The organism is Nocardioides aurantiacus (genome assembly GCF_003752505.1).
GTDB lineage: Bacteria > Actinomycetota > Actinomycetes > Propionibacteriales > Nocardioidaceae > Marmoricola > Marmoricola aurantiacus.
Map to the genome: position 1 here is coordinate 1,834,244 of NZ_RKHO01000001.1, position 14,363 is coordinate 1,848,606.

At 64.2% G+C, this 14,363-nt stretch carries 14 protein-coding genes and 1 pseudogene; 4 read left to right on the forward strand and 11 right to left on the reverse strand.

Translation table 11 applies throughout. The features are described from left to right. Window positions 1–82: 82 nt before the first annotated feature. Together EDD33_RS08815 and EDD33_RS20510 are read right to left on the reverse strand one after the other, a co-directional pair. The gene (locus tag EDD33_RS08815) at window positions 83–655 is read right to left on the reverse strand and encodes a TetR/AcrR family transcriptional regulator (protein WP_123390168.1); all 573 of its coding nucleotides are present in this window, start codon (window positions 653–655) and stop codon (window positions 83–85) included. Between the two features lie 28 nt (window positions 656–683). Continuing rightward, window positions 684–950: pseudogene (locus EDD33_RS20510) on the reverse strand (recombinase family protein); the annotation flags it as partial. A 388-nt stretch (window positions 951–1,338) separates the two neighbouring features. Here EDD33_RS20510 and EDD33_RS08825 point away from each other — a divergent pair. Together EDD33_RS08825 and EDD33_RS08830 are read left to right on the forward strand one after the other, a co-directional pair. Beyond that, window positions 1,339–1,566, forward strand: a complete 228-nt coding sequence (locus tag EDD33_RS08825; RefSeq protein WP_123393206.1) for a DUF2188 domain-containing protein — start codon at window positions 1,339–1,341, stop codon at window positions 1,564–1,566. A gap of 644 nt (window positions 1,567–2,210) precedes the next feature. Continuing rightward, window positions 2,211–2,993: a helix-turn-helix transcriptional regulator gene (locus EDD33_RS08830; protein WP_246003655.1), complete on the forward strand. Its 783-nt coding sequence runs from the start codon at window positions 2,211–2,213 to the stop codon at window positions 2,991–2,993. A gap of 167 nt (window positions 2,994–3,160) precedes the next feature. Here EDD33_RS08830 and EDD33_RS08835 read toward each other — a convergent pair whose 3' ends face one another. From EDD33_RS08835 to EDD33_RS08850, 3 genes are all read right to left on the reverse strand, one after another. Continuing rightward, window positions 3,161–3,532 carry a hypothetical protein gene (locus tag EDD33_RS08835; protein ID WP_123390172.1) on the reverse strand — a complete coding sequence of 124 codons (372 nt, stop codon included), beginning with the start codon at window positions 3,530–3,532 and terminating at the stop codon, window positions 3,161–3,163. Window positions 3,533–4,385: 853 nt separating this feature from the next. Then, entirely contained in the window at window positions 4,386–4,826 is a 441-nt protein-coding gene (locus EDD33_RS08845; RefSeq protein WP_148076986.1) for a hypothetical protein, read from the reverse strand. Window positions 4,827–5,981: 1,155 nt separating this feature from the next. Next, window positions 5,982–6,848: a sigma-70 family RNA polymerase sigma factor gene (locus tag EDD33_RS08850; protein ID WP_123390177.1), complete on the reverse strand. Its 867-nt coding sequence runs from the start codon at window positions 6,846–6,848 to the stop codon at window positions 5,982–5,984. An 844-nt stretch (window positions 6,849–7,692) separates the two neighbouring features. On the opposite strand from EDD33_RS08850, the gene EDD33_RS08855 reads away from it, so the two are divergent. Together EDD33_RS08855 and EDD33_RS20830 are read left to right on the forward strand one after the other, a co-directional pair. Next, window positions 7,693–8,751, forward strand: a complete 1,059-nt coding sequence (locus EDD33_RS08855) for a Fic family protein (protein ID WP_123390179.1) — start codon at window positions 7,693–7,695, stop codon at window positions 8,749–8,751. 2,242 nt (window positions 8,752–10,993) lie between these two features. Beyond that, on the forward strand, window positions 10,994–11,356 hold the full coding sequence (locus tag EDD33_RS20830) for a PAS domain-containing protein (RefSeq protein ID WP_123390181.1): 363 nt from the start codon (window positions 10,994–10,996) through the stop codon (window positions 11,354–11,356). Window positions 11,357–11,495: 139 nt separating this feature from the next. Here EDD33_RS20830 and EDD33_RS19935 read toward each other — a convergent pair whose 3' ends face one another. From EDD33_RS19935 to EDD33_RS08885, 6 genes are all read right to left on the reverse strand, one after another. After that, the gene (locus EDD33_RS19935; RefSeq protein ID WP_170169746.1) at window positions 11,496–11,648 is read right to left on the reverse strand and encodes a hypothetical protein; all 153 of its coding nucleotides are present in this window, start codon (window positions 11,646–11,648) and stop codon (window positions 11,496–11,498) included. 1 nt (window position 11,649) lies between these two features. Further along, the gene (locus EDD33_RS08865; protein WP_123390183.1) at window positions 11,650–12,180 is read right to left on the reverse strand and encodes a hypothetical protein; all 531 of its coding nucleotides are present in this window, start codon (window positions 12,178–12,180) and stop codon (window positions 11,650–11,652) included. 4 nt (window positions 12,181–12,184) lie between these two features. Further along, the gene (locus tag EDD33_RS08870) at window positions 12,185–12,460 is read right to left on the reverse strand and encodes a SinR family protein (protein WP_123390185.1); all 276 of its coding nucleotides are present in this window, start codon (window positions 12,458–12,460) and stop codon (window positions 12,185–12,187) included. A 71-nt stretch (window positions 12,461–12,531) separates the two neighbouring features. After that, window positions 12,532–12,999 carry a hypothetical protein gene (locus EDD33_RS08875; protein WP_123390187.1) on the reverse strand — a complete coding sequence of 156 codons (468 nt, stop codon included), beginning with the start codon at window positions 12,997–12,999 and terminating at the stop codon, window positions 12,532–12,534. Next, window positions 12,999–13,955 carry a caspase family protein gene (locus tag EDD33_RS08880; RefSeq protein ID WP_123390190.1) on the reverse strand — a complete coding sequence of 319 codons (957 nt, stop codon included), beginning with the start codon at window positions 13,953–13,955 and terminating at the stop codon, window positions 12,999–13,001. Before EDD33_RS08880 ends, EDD33_RS08875 begins: the two co-directional genes overlap by 1 nt. Next, a complete protein-coding gene (locus EDD33_RS08885) occupies window positions 13,952–14,335 on the reverse strand; it encodes a TIR domain-containing protein (protein ID WP_123390192.1) in 384 nt (127 codons plus the stop codon). Before EDD33_RS08885 ends, EDD33_RS08880 begins: the two co-directional genes overlap by 4 nt. Window positions 14,336–14,363 lie beyond the last annotated feature (28 nt).

A 14,363-nucleotide genomic window follows, 5' to 3' on the forward strand; every position in this document is an offset into this window, starting at 1 on the left:
AGGTTGTCCACTACCGTAACGGACAGGCTGTCCGCTTTCAACAGTAAGCACGTCTCACCGCTACGGTCGGCCGTGTGACCCATCAACTCCGGACGCGAAGGCCGTCGATGAAGACCTGGACAAGAGTCGTTGAGGAGGCTGGGTCCTCGCCCACCTGACCGAGCGCGGCGATGGCGTCCAGGACCTGTCGGATGGAGACATCCACGCGAACCTCACCGTTGTTCTGAGCCGCAAGAAGCAGCGGCTCCCCGGCACGGACGACCAAGGCGCGACTACCAGTCACCACCGCATCCCCATCATCGGACCCACCACGGCCGGGCTCGCCGCGGAGCAGGGAGATCAAGGGACCCTTGCGACCTCCGACTGCATGAAAGGTTGAGAGCCAGTTCAGCAATCGCTCGCCGGGAGAGTCACCCTCAACGGTGATCGTTGCCGCGCAGATGTCCTCAATCTCGGTGCGATACAGCTCGGTCAGCAGCTCCAGGCGGCCGGGGAAGTTGCGGTAGAGGGTCGCCATTCCCACTCCTGCGCGCCGCGCCACCTCAGCCATTGATGGCTCCTCAGGCTCGCGGAACGCCTCTTGCGCGACCTCGATGATCCGCGTCCGGTTACGATTCGCATCCTTTCGGGTTCGTACCCCAGCGCTCTGCGTCATGCAAGTAGAATACCGGACAACCTATCCGTTATGACTGGACGCGCGCAGACGCCCTTCCAGCACCGTCGATAGCGCGGCTGAGCCGACATTCCGGAGCCAATTTTCTCGCAGCCAATGCTTGCAGTAAGCGACCGACCGCATCGGTGGGGTCATAGACCGACCCGCCCAGGCTCAAGCTGATGTGTCGCGTGGTGAGCTCGTGCCCGATCGCCCGGGCGTCCGACAGGGCCCGGGCTAAGCGGTCGAGCTTGGTCACTACCAGGGTGTCTGTCGCGCGGTAGGTCGCGAGTGCCTTGAGAGCCCGGGACGTTTCCGATTCGTACCAGTCACGCCGACATCGATGTAGATCCGCTCGGCCTCAAAGCCGAGGCCGAGGATGGCGGCGCAGTGGGCGGTGAGGTTTCGTGATCGGTGGAGTGTCGGGCGTACCCGACCAGCAGGGCGCTCATTGCGACCTCCAAGGAGTGGCTCGGTTGTTCCACGGGAGGCAGCCGACTCGAGCATCAGCCAGCTCCCGAGTAGATCAGCAGGCGCTCACGACTTGGCGCCCGCAACGGCCATGGGCGGGCAGAAGGGGGTCATCACGTGCGGCGCGACCAGCGAGATCACTCCGCCGGGCCGCATCGGCTGAGATGCTGGTGGCGTTGGTCCCCTCACCTGAGGGGCGCAGAAAGGGAGTTGTGATGGCCGACAAGAAGAACGTTCATACGGTGCCGACTGAAGATGGATGGGCTAACCGCCGCGAGGGTGGGAAGCGCGCTGCAAGCACGCACGACACCAAGGCCGAGGCGCAGGCGGCCGGTCGCGCGGCGGCGAAGAAGGATGGCGTCGAGCACCTGATTCACAAGAAGGACGGCACAATCGGAGGCCGCAACTCCTACGGGAACGACCCTCACCCGCCCAAGGGCTGAGCGAAAGGTCACGTTGGCCAGCCAACACTGCCAACTGCCACGACAGGACCGTTGATCACCCCTTTCGTGGAGCGCGACCGACCCACAGCGAAATCCTCTTCCGGCGATTGGGGCCGGCGCCCGCTCTGCGGAGGGCGGTCGACTTGAGAAGCGCTCGGTTGCGAGCTGCATCGCAGCCTGCCCTCACCTTTCAGTCGACTCAGTCCAGAGCGTCACCGGTGAGTTGGGCGACGAGGCCTTCCTCGGCGAGAAATCGTCGCCGCTGAAGATCTGGCGGGCGGCATCTCGGGGTACGTCTCGGTTGTTGCCTGGCCTTCGTCGGCCGGCTGGCCCAGCTGAAGAAGCAGGGCTGAGCGACGGTCCAGGGAGCAGCAGACACGCGAGGCAGCACCTGACTGAGAGACACGTGGGTCCGCGCCGCGCGGCGGACCCCGGAGACTAAGACAAGATCGCTGAGCGCCAGGTCCGCCCTTTGACCCTAAGCGGTACGTCGACTCAAGATCATGGGAAGAGCGAATCGACGCCGGCCCGTGCGGGGTTCGGGGAAGTTGCACGGACTGCACCGAATCACCATGGACCACGTGGCACCGAAAGCGGGTCGCATATCTGACCCCCAGACCACCACGATGATGAGACCATTGGTGATGTTCTCAGTCGCGGACGGACATGCGGTCACCGAAGGCCCCGAAATTCTGCGGCTGCGGCAGAAGGCCAGCCATGTCGCAGCTCTCATCGACGCTCCACGTAGCCGGGCGTCAGGTTGCGGCGCCACCGTGAAGCCCCTGATCGGTTGGGTGGACATCGTCGCTGAACTCCGCCGCCTCCAGCCGCTCGCCACCCATACCGTCCGGGTCTTGCAGCCCCACTACAGCTACGACCCAGAAGAGCCCGGCATCGACCTGGTCCGCCAGGCTCAGGCGCGCGAGGTTGACCTGCGTCTCATCACCACCCCCACGACGTTGACTACCCATCCTCTGCTGACCTCTATCTTTCCCCGCACCCTGATCGGTCCCGTACTCATGCGGGCAGTGATCGTCGATGCTCGAGCAGCGGTGATTGGCGTCGACCCTGACGCGGCCGGCAACCGGGTGGCCATGAGCACACACTCGCCACATGTCGTCGCGGCGCTCCTGGACCTCTGGCGAGCCACGGTGCCGCACTGCCGTACCGCGCTCGCGCCTAACGAGGCGCCCCCGCTGACAGCACGGCAACTTCAGGTCGCGCGGCTCATCTGCCTTGGCCACATGGATCAAGAGATTGCCCGCACCCTCGCAACGTCGCTGCGAACCGTGGAACGCGAGATCGGCGCCATCTACACCGCGTTGGGCACACGCAGCCGCACCAAAGCCGTACTGCTGATGCGCGGCCGCGGCGTCAACGGCGGCGCCAACGTCATTGAAAAACAGCCGAGGACCAGGCGGGGCTAATCAGCGTCAGCTGGTAGACATCGCGCGAATCCTGGTGGAAACGACGGATCTCTCTGGACCTCGTCTACACATCGCACCATTCGTGCAAGACGTGATGATGCATCAGTTGGGTGCGGACCTCATAGCGGCCCGGGACGGTGAGGAGCATTAGCTGCGACCCTCGTCGATCAGCCGGAACACGCTGACCCCCAGGAGCCGCGCGCTACAAGCGCAAGTCGGCCAGCGGGTCGGCGCTCCAGCAAGATCGCCTCACCCACCACCAGCCTGCGCACCGTGTCGAACGCCGCCCCGACATCCCAACGCTCCAGCGCCACCGCCTCCGCCGGGCTCAGCAGCTCCCGCATCACCAACAGCGCCGGGGCACTCCACTCCTCAAGGCACGCAGGAGCCAGAAGGACGCGGTCAGTGTGGACGTCGGTCACCCGCGTGAACCCGGACCCGGTGCCACCGAGAAGTTGAAACCTTCCACGCAGGCGTCCAGCCACCGCCATCGTCTCCCCGGCACTGATCCGGGTGACGTCGATACGCTCGTTGTTCATACCCCTAGCGTCGGAACCGAGACATCGTGAACGAGCGCCGCCAGGCGCCAGACGCCGGACGGAAACTGACACTCGAAGCCCGGATGCGTTGGACCTCGTAAATGAGCCGTTCCACCAAACTGCGCCTACGAGCGTCGGGCGCGCCTCATCCTCGCAAGATCGAAAGCGCACTCCCGCTCAGCAACCTCGTCCGACTCCTCCGCCGACAACCACGAGACAGCGAGGACCCTGCGGTCAGCGTCCTCATCATCCTTGACCCACCGGCCCTGGCTCCACCCCCGAACAGTTGCATCAAGCTCGGCGCCCTCGGTGGGCCAGTCATCGTCGGGTCCGCCGTTGAGCATGAGGTACACGTTCGCCGTCTGAACCGGATGGCCCCATCGGCTCCACCACAGGAACCCGCCGACCTTCACCGACCACGCCGGACCTCACGGTGCCGATGCTCGCTGGTCAGGAGCACCACCTCACGGCGTAGCGGTTTCGCTGTCCCTACGCGGGTGGTTGGCGTAGGTTCAACGGCGGCTCCGGGGAAGTTTGCTGCTTCCCCGGAGCACCAACTTGTTCCAGTCCCGCAGCGTGGCGCAGGCCGGGACAGCCGTGTCCTCAACTCGATCACAGAACCAGCGCCGCGCTTCGTCTCATCGGCCATCGGCCATCGGCCATCGGCCATCCCCGAGGGAGCTAGCGCGTTCGGGTGCCTCGCCTCCACACAGGAGTCGTGACTACTGCGACGCTTCCCGGTGGAGCGTATGGGTCGAAGGCTCCGCAGACTCGTCCCTCCACGTTGGGTCTGCGGATATCTCCATCCTCTCGCCAGCCCAGTCGCCACCCACAGAGATGGCCCGTGACAGCGTCAGGCGTGGCGCCGGGCGGTGCGTTGCGCACGGACGACCGCAGCAACCTTGGCCGGCAACGCGATCTCAACGGATCCGGAGATGCAGCGTGACACCAAGCGGCCTAGTGAGGACCCGCACTCGCCTTTCAGTATGACGCCAGCGGCGCCGGCATCTAGTAGCAAGGCGGCTTGTGCGGAGGTACAACTGGTGCAGTGTGCGATCATGACGGGCGCGCGGCCAGATGCAGCCTCCAGTTGCAGCAAAGCAGTGCTTACCTGCTCGCCGTAGTCTGACGCTCCGCGAACCCCCAGGACGAGCGCGTCAATGCGCTGGCCGGAGAGGTCACTGACCAGGTCAGTCATCCCAGAGGTGACAGATGCTACGAGTAGGTTGGCCTCTGCGGTGAGCACGTCGAGAATTGCAGCGGCGAGCTCGGCGTTTCGTTCGATGATGGCCACGGTCGCTACTGAGTCCATTACCTGCCGCCCCTCGTTAGCTCGCCGTGCCGCGTCATGCTGGCCGACAAGGTCCCATCACAGCACGACGCCATGTCGGTGTCCTAGAACTACCGATGGGTCGCGCTACCGAGTGACCCGGGTTGACTGCGCGCTTCATTACTCTCCGCCCTCAGCGGTAGGCGGCGCCCCAAAGTCGGTACGTCGCCGTGGCGGTCCGTGTGCAAGCCGCAAACCGGCACCCACCGTCGCCGCGCCCTAGTGGTCCCATGACCTCACTACTCATCACCCCGGCAGTCCGCCCAGAGATGATGAGGTGCCTCCATCGTGACTCACTCGAACTCCCGACCAAGACACCCTTGACCTCAACACATTGTGGAATTTAATGTAGAGGTCGCGGCGCGAGGAAGGGCTGCACCGACGCCTCGAAGCCGGGATCAGGACCACACCTTCTCGGCGACGGCTCCGATGTCGTTCCCGTCTCGCTCCCGTGGCTGAGTCGCCCGCACCTCTCCCCCGTTGTGCGGGCGACTCTCCACGGATATGCATTCTTGCCGAACCAGTCGCCACAGCGGGGCCGCCGCGCTAGATGTCAGCGGTTTTAGCGAGCGAGAACCGGATGACAGTGGGGTGCCTGCAGAACGCAGTCGCGGATGGTCTGTAATTGATCATTTGCCCCAGGGCGTCTCCTGGGCGTCGGCAACGGCGTCTCATGCCCCGATGCTCCGTCCGTGTTCTGGAGCAGTAGATGCGTCAGCACCGCGACTGGTGTAGACGACTACAGGTGGTCGCGCCACGCCGCTGGAGGGACCCTGCCGCTGACGATCGCGCGGCGGGGGTCGCGGCCCGACTCGCGATCTTGTCCTACGGCCCAAAGCGGCGCCCACGCGTGTCCGTGTTCTGCACGAGCTGGGGTCAGGACCTGCGTGCGTGCCCTAGGAGGTTCTGGTCGAACGTGTCCTCGTATAGCGCGTGTGTTTGATCCCGGATGGGCTCACCGCACTAGCCGTCGTCATACCCGTGCACTCCTGAGAATGGCACATCGGTGCTACGGACGTCCTCTTAGCCGTGCTTGCGTAAAACGGCGATGGCATCGTCGCGGACGCCCTCAAGTAGGTCAAAAATCCTAATACAGAAGAGGTTGGGGCGCCGTCGCCTCTAGGCCGACATCGGATGCGTCACGCTGCTACGGCGGTCATGTCGCTGCGGAGGCATCGCATGGGCGCCATCAGTCATTCCTCGGCGCAGGTCCCGAAGGATGCGAGCCAACCGACGCGAGATCTGCATCTGGGTTACCCCGATGTCTTTCGCAATCTCGCTCTGGGTCAACCCCTGAAAGAATCTCAGTTCGATGACGCGCCGGTCGCGCTCCCCCAACCGCCGCACCAAGGGACCCAACGCAGTTCGTGCCTCAACGGCAGCTTGTTGCGTATCGTGAACGGCCAACGTTTCACCCACAGTAGTGTCGCTATCAGTCCCAATTGGCAGGTCGAGCGATGCGGGTGAGAAGCAGCCCCGCGCAGTTAGTGCCTGCTCGATGTCGGTGACGTCCACGTTTAGGGCGTCCGCAAGGTGGATCGGGCGTGGTGAATGTCCAAGCTCGGCGCTCAAGTTGCTCTCCACTGACGCAATCGCACGCTGCAGTTCTTGCGTTCGACGAGGGGGACGGACCATCCACCCGTGGTCACGAAAGTAGCGCTTGATCTCCCCGCGAATGGTGGGGGCTGCAAACGAGAAAAAGTCGAAACCGGCATTGACATCGAATCGCTGCACAGCCTTGACAAGCGCAAGCCGCGCAACGGCGGCGAGGTCGTCGTAGTCGATACCACGTCTGCGGTACCGCGAGGCCAGCGACTCGGCAGCCGCAACATTGAGCACGACGATGTCGTCAAGGAACGACCGAGCCTGTCGAGCGTCTGAGGCGCTGGCCGCAAGACGGAACAGTTCGGCCGTGCGCTGCGCTCGTCGCGCCCGGGTCTCAGCACTGCCCGGAGAGGGCGTCGATCGCAACTCGTGAGAGGTCATGAGGGATCCCAGGGATGGGGTGTGTCGGGCTATCGCCGGCGGCTACAGCGAAGTTTTGAGTAGCGCTCATCTGCCACGTCGGGGAAATTGACCACACTTGCGGCCCACCGCTGAGGTGCCCACGTGGGGATCGCGACAACTGAACACTGCGTTGAGCATACGTCAACAGTTGTGCCGTGAATCTCAACAAGCGCTCGGCGTGTTCGCGAGTCTTCGCCTGAGAGCGACTACATGCGAGGCGTGGAAGATCTAGCCCCGACCTACCCGAAGCTCAGCTGCACGCGCGACGGCCCGCCGGCAGGTTCGGGCTAACTACAGAAGGGTCTGACCTGCGCTTTCGGGAGAGGTCGAGGCCACCCGTCACGCGCCAGAGCGTTCCCCGTCACGTTTGCCTTGACGTCGAGAGAGTTGCCGGTTTTCGCAGGCCAGAGGCGTCGGGGCCCTCCGTTCGGCTGCGGGAGGGCGTCCTCGCTGAGCGCGCGGGTCACCCGGCGGGCGCGGCGGGACTCGCTCCAGCAACGTTCACGGGGTGCGGGGAACCCACGTCCCATCGTCGAACATGTCGAGCAGCGCGGCGCCGAACCGTCTGGTGAACCGATCTGTGCTCAACTTGCGCGCAGCTCCTCGGGGGTGCGCGCGAGCCTGACTAGCGACCGGGCGCACTGGGGCGTCTGCCACGTCTCAGAAGTCGCCGTCGCTGTAGCCGTCAGCTGGAGCCCTGCTCGCCAACACCTCGCCGCGGCGAGCAGAGTGGCTGGTTGCGCGGCAACTACCCCACAACACTGTCTAAACTAGGTAATCGAGCCGTTGATTGGTGTGTTTAGAGGATGATTGGGGTAGTTCTGTGGAGTCGTTCGTCGACCTTGACCGCTGCCTGGGCAGCGTGCCCGGCGCCGTGGTGACCAAGCTCGCTCGCGTCGACGTCGGCCGCGGTCGCGAAGAGCTGTTCCGCAACCAGCTGCCCGCGCTGCTGACCGAACTGGCCAACCGCGCTCGAGTCGCCAGCATCACCGCGTCCTCAGCCCTCGAGGGCATCGTGGTCTCCGACCAGTCCCGAGCAGCAGTCATCATCAGCGGCAAGGCGGCCGTGCTGCGCACCCGCAGCGAACAGGAACTCGCCGGCTACCGTGCGGCGCTGGACTACCTCTTCGGCAACGAATGGCGCCCGCTCAACGTCGGCCTTCTCCTTCACCTGCACCGCGAGCTCTTCGCGAACACCAAGTCGTCCGGCGGACACTTCAAGGACACCGACAACCTCGTCGTCGACCGGTCCCCGGACGGCACCGTCGACGTTCGGTTCGTCCCCGTGCCGGCATCTCGCACCAAGTACTACACCGCCGAGCTCGTCGACCGGTATCGAGACGCCCTGACGACTGGCGACCACCACCCGGTCCTGCTCATCGGTCTCTTCGTCCTGGACCTCCTCACCATCCACCCCTTCGAGGACGGCAACGGGCGCGTCGTCCGAGCGCTCACCAACGCGCTGCTGGACGACACCGGGTACACGGTCGGGAAGTACGTCTCCCTCGAACAGCTCATCGCCGAGACCGCAGACACCTACTACGCGGCCCTGCTCGGGTCCACACACGGGTGGCACGAACGCACCAACGACCCGTGGCCATGGCTGTCCTACTTTGTCGACGTCCTCTCTCGCGCCTACGAACGGTTCGAGCAAGGCACCGCAGCGCAGCGTTCAACTGGCACGAAACAAGACCGGGTCCGCGAGTACGTAACCCAGCACGCGCCGCAGATCTTCAAGATCGGTGACATCCGAGCCGCGCTGCCCGGCGTCAGCGACCCCACCATCAGGCTCGCCCTGGACCAGCTCAAGCGCGAAGGGTCTGCCCGCCCCGAAGGCACCGGAAGAGCAGCCGCCTGGGTCAAGACCCGCCGCGACCAGTAGCCCCCTCCCGTCCGCCCCGCTGCTCGACGTGCGCGTGACCGGAGGTGCCGCACGAGCACTGCCCTCAGGTGGTCGCCCGCCTGCTGGAAGCTGCACAATTCGGCGTCACCGGGCACGCGCCCGCGCCCGCGCCCGCGCCCGCGCCAGACGCGACACCATCCCGCCCTCACGGACCCGCGCGAAGGCGGGTCCATGCGTCCAGGGCACCAGGCCGGGCACCCAGCGCGAACGGCCCTCAGGAAGCCTCTGGCGCGCCCCAGAACCGGAGCCAAAAAACCCTGCGAAACACCGAAGTCCCGGCCCAGGAACCTGGGCCGGGACTTCTGTGGTCGGTATCCACGACTTCTGTGGCTACCTCGGTTCGCCTGCGGTGGGAGTTGAGGGCTTCTGCGCCTTGCCGCGTCAGGACTCGACTCGTCAACCCGTGCGGGTCTTAGTCAGCCGAATCAGTGCCTTTGCACGCATCGGCACGTGGTTGCATCGGCGAGGCTGCTACCAGGGTCCTTCGGCTTCGAGGTCCAGCAGTCTCCCGGTCTCAGTCATCCGGCGAACTTCGCCCGAGCTCACCCCGTCGGCATCCTCTATCCGCGCCTCTATTGCTGCGAACTCGGCGGCCTGAGCGAACAAGGCGTCACTGTCGCCGACGGGTACGCCAGGGCTGGTCATACGTCCACGGGAGAAGCCAATTCGAATCCAGCCTCCAAGATCGCCGCAGTAGGCAACAGTCAACTGCATGACCCCGCCGTTACGTTCCACTAGGTGAATTCTTCGTTGTCGCGGTCCGCCCACGCAGTGCTGCAGTAAGTCCATGACGTCGGCTTGATTGAGACCCAGGCCGCTGAGACCATCAAGCGTACGAATCAGAAGCAGATCTTTCCCTGACCCGGGTTGGCGAACTTGTAGGTAGGCGCGGTACTCATTGCCGACATCATTGAACGCGTGACGCGCTACTGTCGATTTCCGCCGTTCTCCCTGCGGGGACACTCTCTTATCGGCAAGTCTCACCCGGTGTTCAGGCGTGAAATGCTCCGCTTCGGCCGTAGAGGGTTCGCGTAACCACGATTGGTTGCTCTGGCGGATTTGCGTCTGGGTCGATGCCCATCGAGCCATGGGGTCCACGCGGGGGGATCAGTAGGGGAAGGGTGTGAGGACACCGAGAGTCCTTCGTGTGCAAGTGGAATGGACGCGGCAACTCTGCCGGGTGTTGCGACGTCCGATCCTGGCAGGACGCGGCCTCTCGCGGAGGCGAATCGCCCACCCGAGCTCACCGGTGGCGGCCATCCGCGAGATGCGCAGCCAACGTGTGCCCAAGGCTGATGTTCCAAAGGCTTGTGCGGATCCAATCCGAATCGAGTAGTCGCGACGAACGGCGTGTCTCGGACCCGGAGCTTTGGGTGGCTCCGGGTCCGGGTGGTGGGCCGACGCGCGGGATGCGCCGCGTCGACTCTGCGGCGAAGCCCGCGTGAGCGCTAGCTGCGACAGCCCCTGTAAGCGCATTGTTTCCAAGAGCATGGCTGCGGAAGTTGGTGGCCGTCCTCGGTCCGGAACGGTGGCTGAGGGGATAGAAGTGTCAATGTCAGAGGTGCCACCATTGCGGCTGCGAGACCCGTCGCGCGGACAGCCGAGATCGCACTGGCGTCAGGCCAAGACGAGGTCGGTCGGACCGTCTAGGTCACACACGAGATGCTCCCGACGAGATTCAGACGGTCGTCCTTGACGATGTTCGGGCGTAGTCCCCCTGCCGCCCCCATGCACTGAAATTGCTGTCCCGGACGTCGTGCAGTACTCGACGGGAAGCCGTGCCAAGTGCGCGTCGAGGGCGTCGAGAGCACGCCCTAGCGACGCACGTGCTTACAGATGAGCGAGCCCGGCCGCGTCAGCGCCTCGAAGTGGCTGATGAACAGCGCGGCAGAAGTTCGGACTCCGCGCGCCCTGGCGCTACGAACCAGCATGTGGAGCAGCAGGTCGGTCCGCACCGGCTCGAACACGCAGACCGCAGCGGTCTCGGTGGCGAGGACAAGGTCCGTCGGGATGTCGCTGAATGCTGCGTCTGGCTACGCCGAACACTCGACAGCGCGGTACGTCAACCCGGTACCCCAAGCGCTACCGACCCGGCCACCCGAAGTGGTGACACACTCGTCCTGTCGGTCGTGGATGCCCATCGCGTCATGGTGCGTCTCTGCGGCCCGTGTACAGATTCGACTCCGAGGATCACCTCCGACAAAGGAACAGACGTCCAACTATGAGTTCCGCAGGCGGATCGGCCGGAGGAGACGACCGTGCGCCGCCTCTGCTGGGTCGATACACCTACCACCCGTCTCAGGACCGCTGGTGGTGGTCAGAGGGGATGTTTGCGATCCACGGGCTCGAGCCCGGCGAGAAAGCCCCAGACACCCAGTTCATCCTGTCTCACATTCACCCCGACGATCTCGCCCTTGCCTGGCAGTCGCGCGAGGACGCCTTGACGTCAGGCACACCGTTCACCTTCCCGCACCGCATCATCCGCCCGTCCGGTGCGCTGCGGACCGTGATCGCAGCTGGCCAGTGTCGAATGTCATCCAAACGTCACTCCAAGTGTCACCGGGGCGTCAAAACGCTTGCCTAACCTCGGTTTTCACGCGTCGGTGCAATCGGGGGGCCCCTGTGTGTGCACCTAGTCTCATGGGTCGCTACGGCATCTCCCTCAGTCGGCAAACCTGATCGCTCGCCTGGCTATGAGCCGACGGGCCTCAGGACGACCAGGGTCACTCGGCTGCTTCTTCGTTGCCCGCGATGGGCTTCCAGTCGCCGCCCTCGCGCACCTTGTCGTACTTGGGTGGGTCCAGGTGGAACTCGTCGGTGTCTTCGTCCGGGCGCTCCGTAGCCGGGGTATTGGGCTCGTCGGGTTTCTCGCTCATGTCACCTCCCCTGCTGCTGGATCAGTATTGCGAACAGAAGGACGCTGATGAACACGACTGTGGCTGCCAACGCCCATGTTGCCCAACCGAACCACCATGAGCGGTTGTCGGCGGCGTTCTTGGCGGTGTCGATCGGGGATTCCTGCTGGAGATCGGTAGCGCTGAGGAAGGTCTCGGTGATGTTGCGTTGGTAGTCGTCGCTCGCTGGGTTGGTGTCGTCGTTGTACTTCTGCCACCACTGGCGAAGTTGATGACTGTTCGCAACTGTCACTTCGATGGTTCTGAGGGCTCGTATGCAGCAGAAGGCTGTGGCGAAGAGCGCGGCGACGGTGAGGGCCAGGACGAGCCATATGAAGGCGTTGGGGTTTATGCCGGGAAGCCGTGTCCCTTGAAGCAGGAGCGCGAGGGTGACTCCGGTGAAGCCGAGGAGGGCTGTCGCTCGGGCGGTGGTGCTTTCGCTGCGACGGTTGTGCCATTCGATGAGCCACTTGGCTTGGTCGGTGAAAACGTTGGTGTCGTCGGGTTCCGTCACGGGTTTAGCCCCAGGTCTCCTTGAGCCACTTGCTACCTGAGGTGTTGAACCCGGTCCATGCGCGCGCGTCGCTTGTGACGTCGATGACGAGTATTTCGTCGTCGCTGCCCACGATCTTCTTGAGGTCGTCGCGGATGTTTGAGGTGGTTCGGTTGGTCTTGACGAGCCAGGTTGAGTCAAGGTGGTGCCACCACGCGCCGTAACTCTTGATTTTCTCGATGAGTTCGTCGTAGTTCTGGCCGGGTGAGTTGAGGTCGTATGCAATGAGTTTGGTGGACACCTGGGGGATCTCGGCTTTCCGTCTCGCTCAGTTGGTTGTTGCGTCGAACCGGTTGTTGACCATCTCCTGTGTTACCTGCGCGTTCCGTCGGGCCAGATGATCAGAACTGGGGTTTCTTGCGACTGGGCGTAACGCACTACGTCGGCTGTGCCTCCGAGGCCCTTCGCGTCTTCGCCGTCCCATACGGCAAAGACGATATCGACATCGTCGACGACCTGCTTCCCCGCAGCCAAGAAGGCCTCTTCGGACGGTTCAGCGAACTTCAACTTGGTCGTGCGGGTGGTCTGCGCCAGAAGCAGGCGGTACTGGGTGCCGCCGTCGTCGAACGTCGCCTCGTAATCGTCGCAGGGGATGACCGCTTCGATGGTTCCTCCGGCGGCGAGGACGTGACGGGCGAAGAGTTGGTCTGCACCGGCGGCGAGGCTGGTGACGCCGATCAGTGGCTGCGGGGCCGCTGCGAGTTGGGCTTGCAGTTTGGCCTCGACGAACGTCCATGCTTCGGCTGGTGCCTGCTGGTGTCCCGTGATTCCGATCTTCATCAGAGACGCGCCTGTGAGGCGAGTCGGTGGTACCGCCGCCCCAGCGGGGTGAGGCGGCATCCCGTGCGGTTCATGGCGGCCCAGTACATGTGCTCTTCTCCGACCGGCTCGACCAGTTTCACGTGTGAACACTTCTGGAGTTGTTTGAAGATCGCCTCGTTGGTCTCGTTGCGCGGCTCTTCCGTGTCCTCGTAACTGGGGTCGAGGGGGTAGACGTCGAAGGGGTCTGGGAACCAGTTGGAAAGTTCGCGCAGGGTGCTGGGGCTGACCGGTGGCGTGCACCGCCTAAGTGGTTTCAGGCTGTCGAGGTTCGCCTTGAACGTGGGGCGTTGCTCCCAGGCTCCGAATGCTTCGGACAGGTAGGCGTATGCGCCAGCCACGGTTACTTCACCGGTGATCTCGGCTGCTCCTCCTTCAAGAGCGCCTTCGAGGTAGGTGGAAAACTGTCCCCGGCCTTCTGCTGTCTCGGCTGAGGTTTCAGAGACCCGACTCGACGTGAGCATGGACAGGCCCTGACGGATAGCCGCACCGCGCGCGATCATGGGGACTCGGCCAGCGCCGCCGGAGAAGCAGCAGTCGAGGATGACCACGATCTGCTGGACCGGTGAGCCTTCGATGCGGCTGAGGATCTCGGTGAAGCGCAAGCCCGGCGTGTATTCAGTCGCGTCGCTGGTCATCAGCGTGACGTCCTCGTCGGCCTCCTCACCGTGTCCGGCGAAGTAGAGGACCGCTTGGTCGGCGGGGCTGGACAGGAGGTGCCCGACTGCTTTCACGAGGTCGTCGCGCGACACGTATCCCCCGTCAGCGCCTGCTGTCAGGGTTACCGTCTCGAAGTTCGGTGCGGCGTCATCGTCGCGATGGAAGAGTGGCGACAGCGCCTGCACATCGTTGACGCACCCTTCGAGGTCCTCGATCTGGTCATAGGAGTCGATACCTACGAGAAGGGCCCGCTTCATCCGAGTCCGTCGATGAAGGTCCGGATGTTGTCCCACGTCCAGGACTTGCAGGGCGCACTGCCCATCTGGGTGGGCTTGGTGCGGTGGTCGCCCATCCAGATGCCCAGGAGGGGGACGCCCTCATCCACGGCACACTCAATCTCCCACAGTTGACCCGTCGCCTGGGCGGTGTCCTTACTGATCAGTGCGATGACACCGTCCGAACGCAGGATGCGCGTGCGGACCTTCTTCTTCCACTCCGTCTCGTACGGCTCCTTGACGGACATATCAACGTACTCGAACGGGCTGCTGGTGTTCAGGCTCTGGCCGCGTAGCAGATCCCGGCTCGCGGTGTCTTCGGTCGCGAACGCGATGAAGATGGTCTTCTTTTCGGCTGCCATGCGCTGATCCTCCGAGATGCTCGGGATT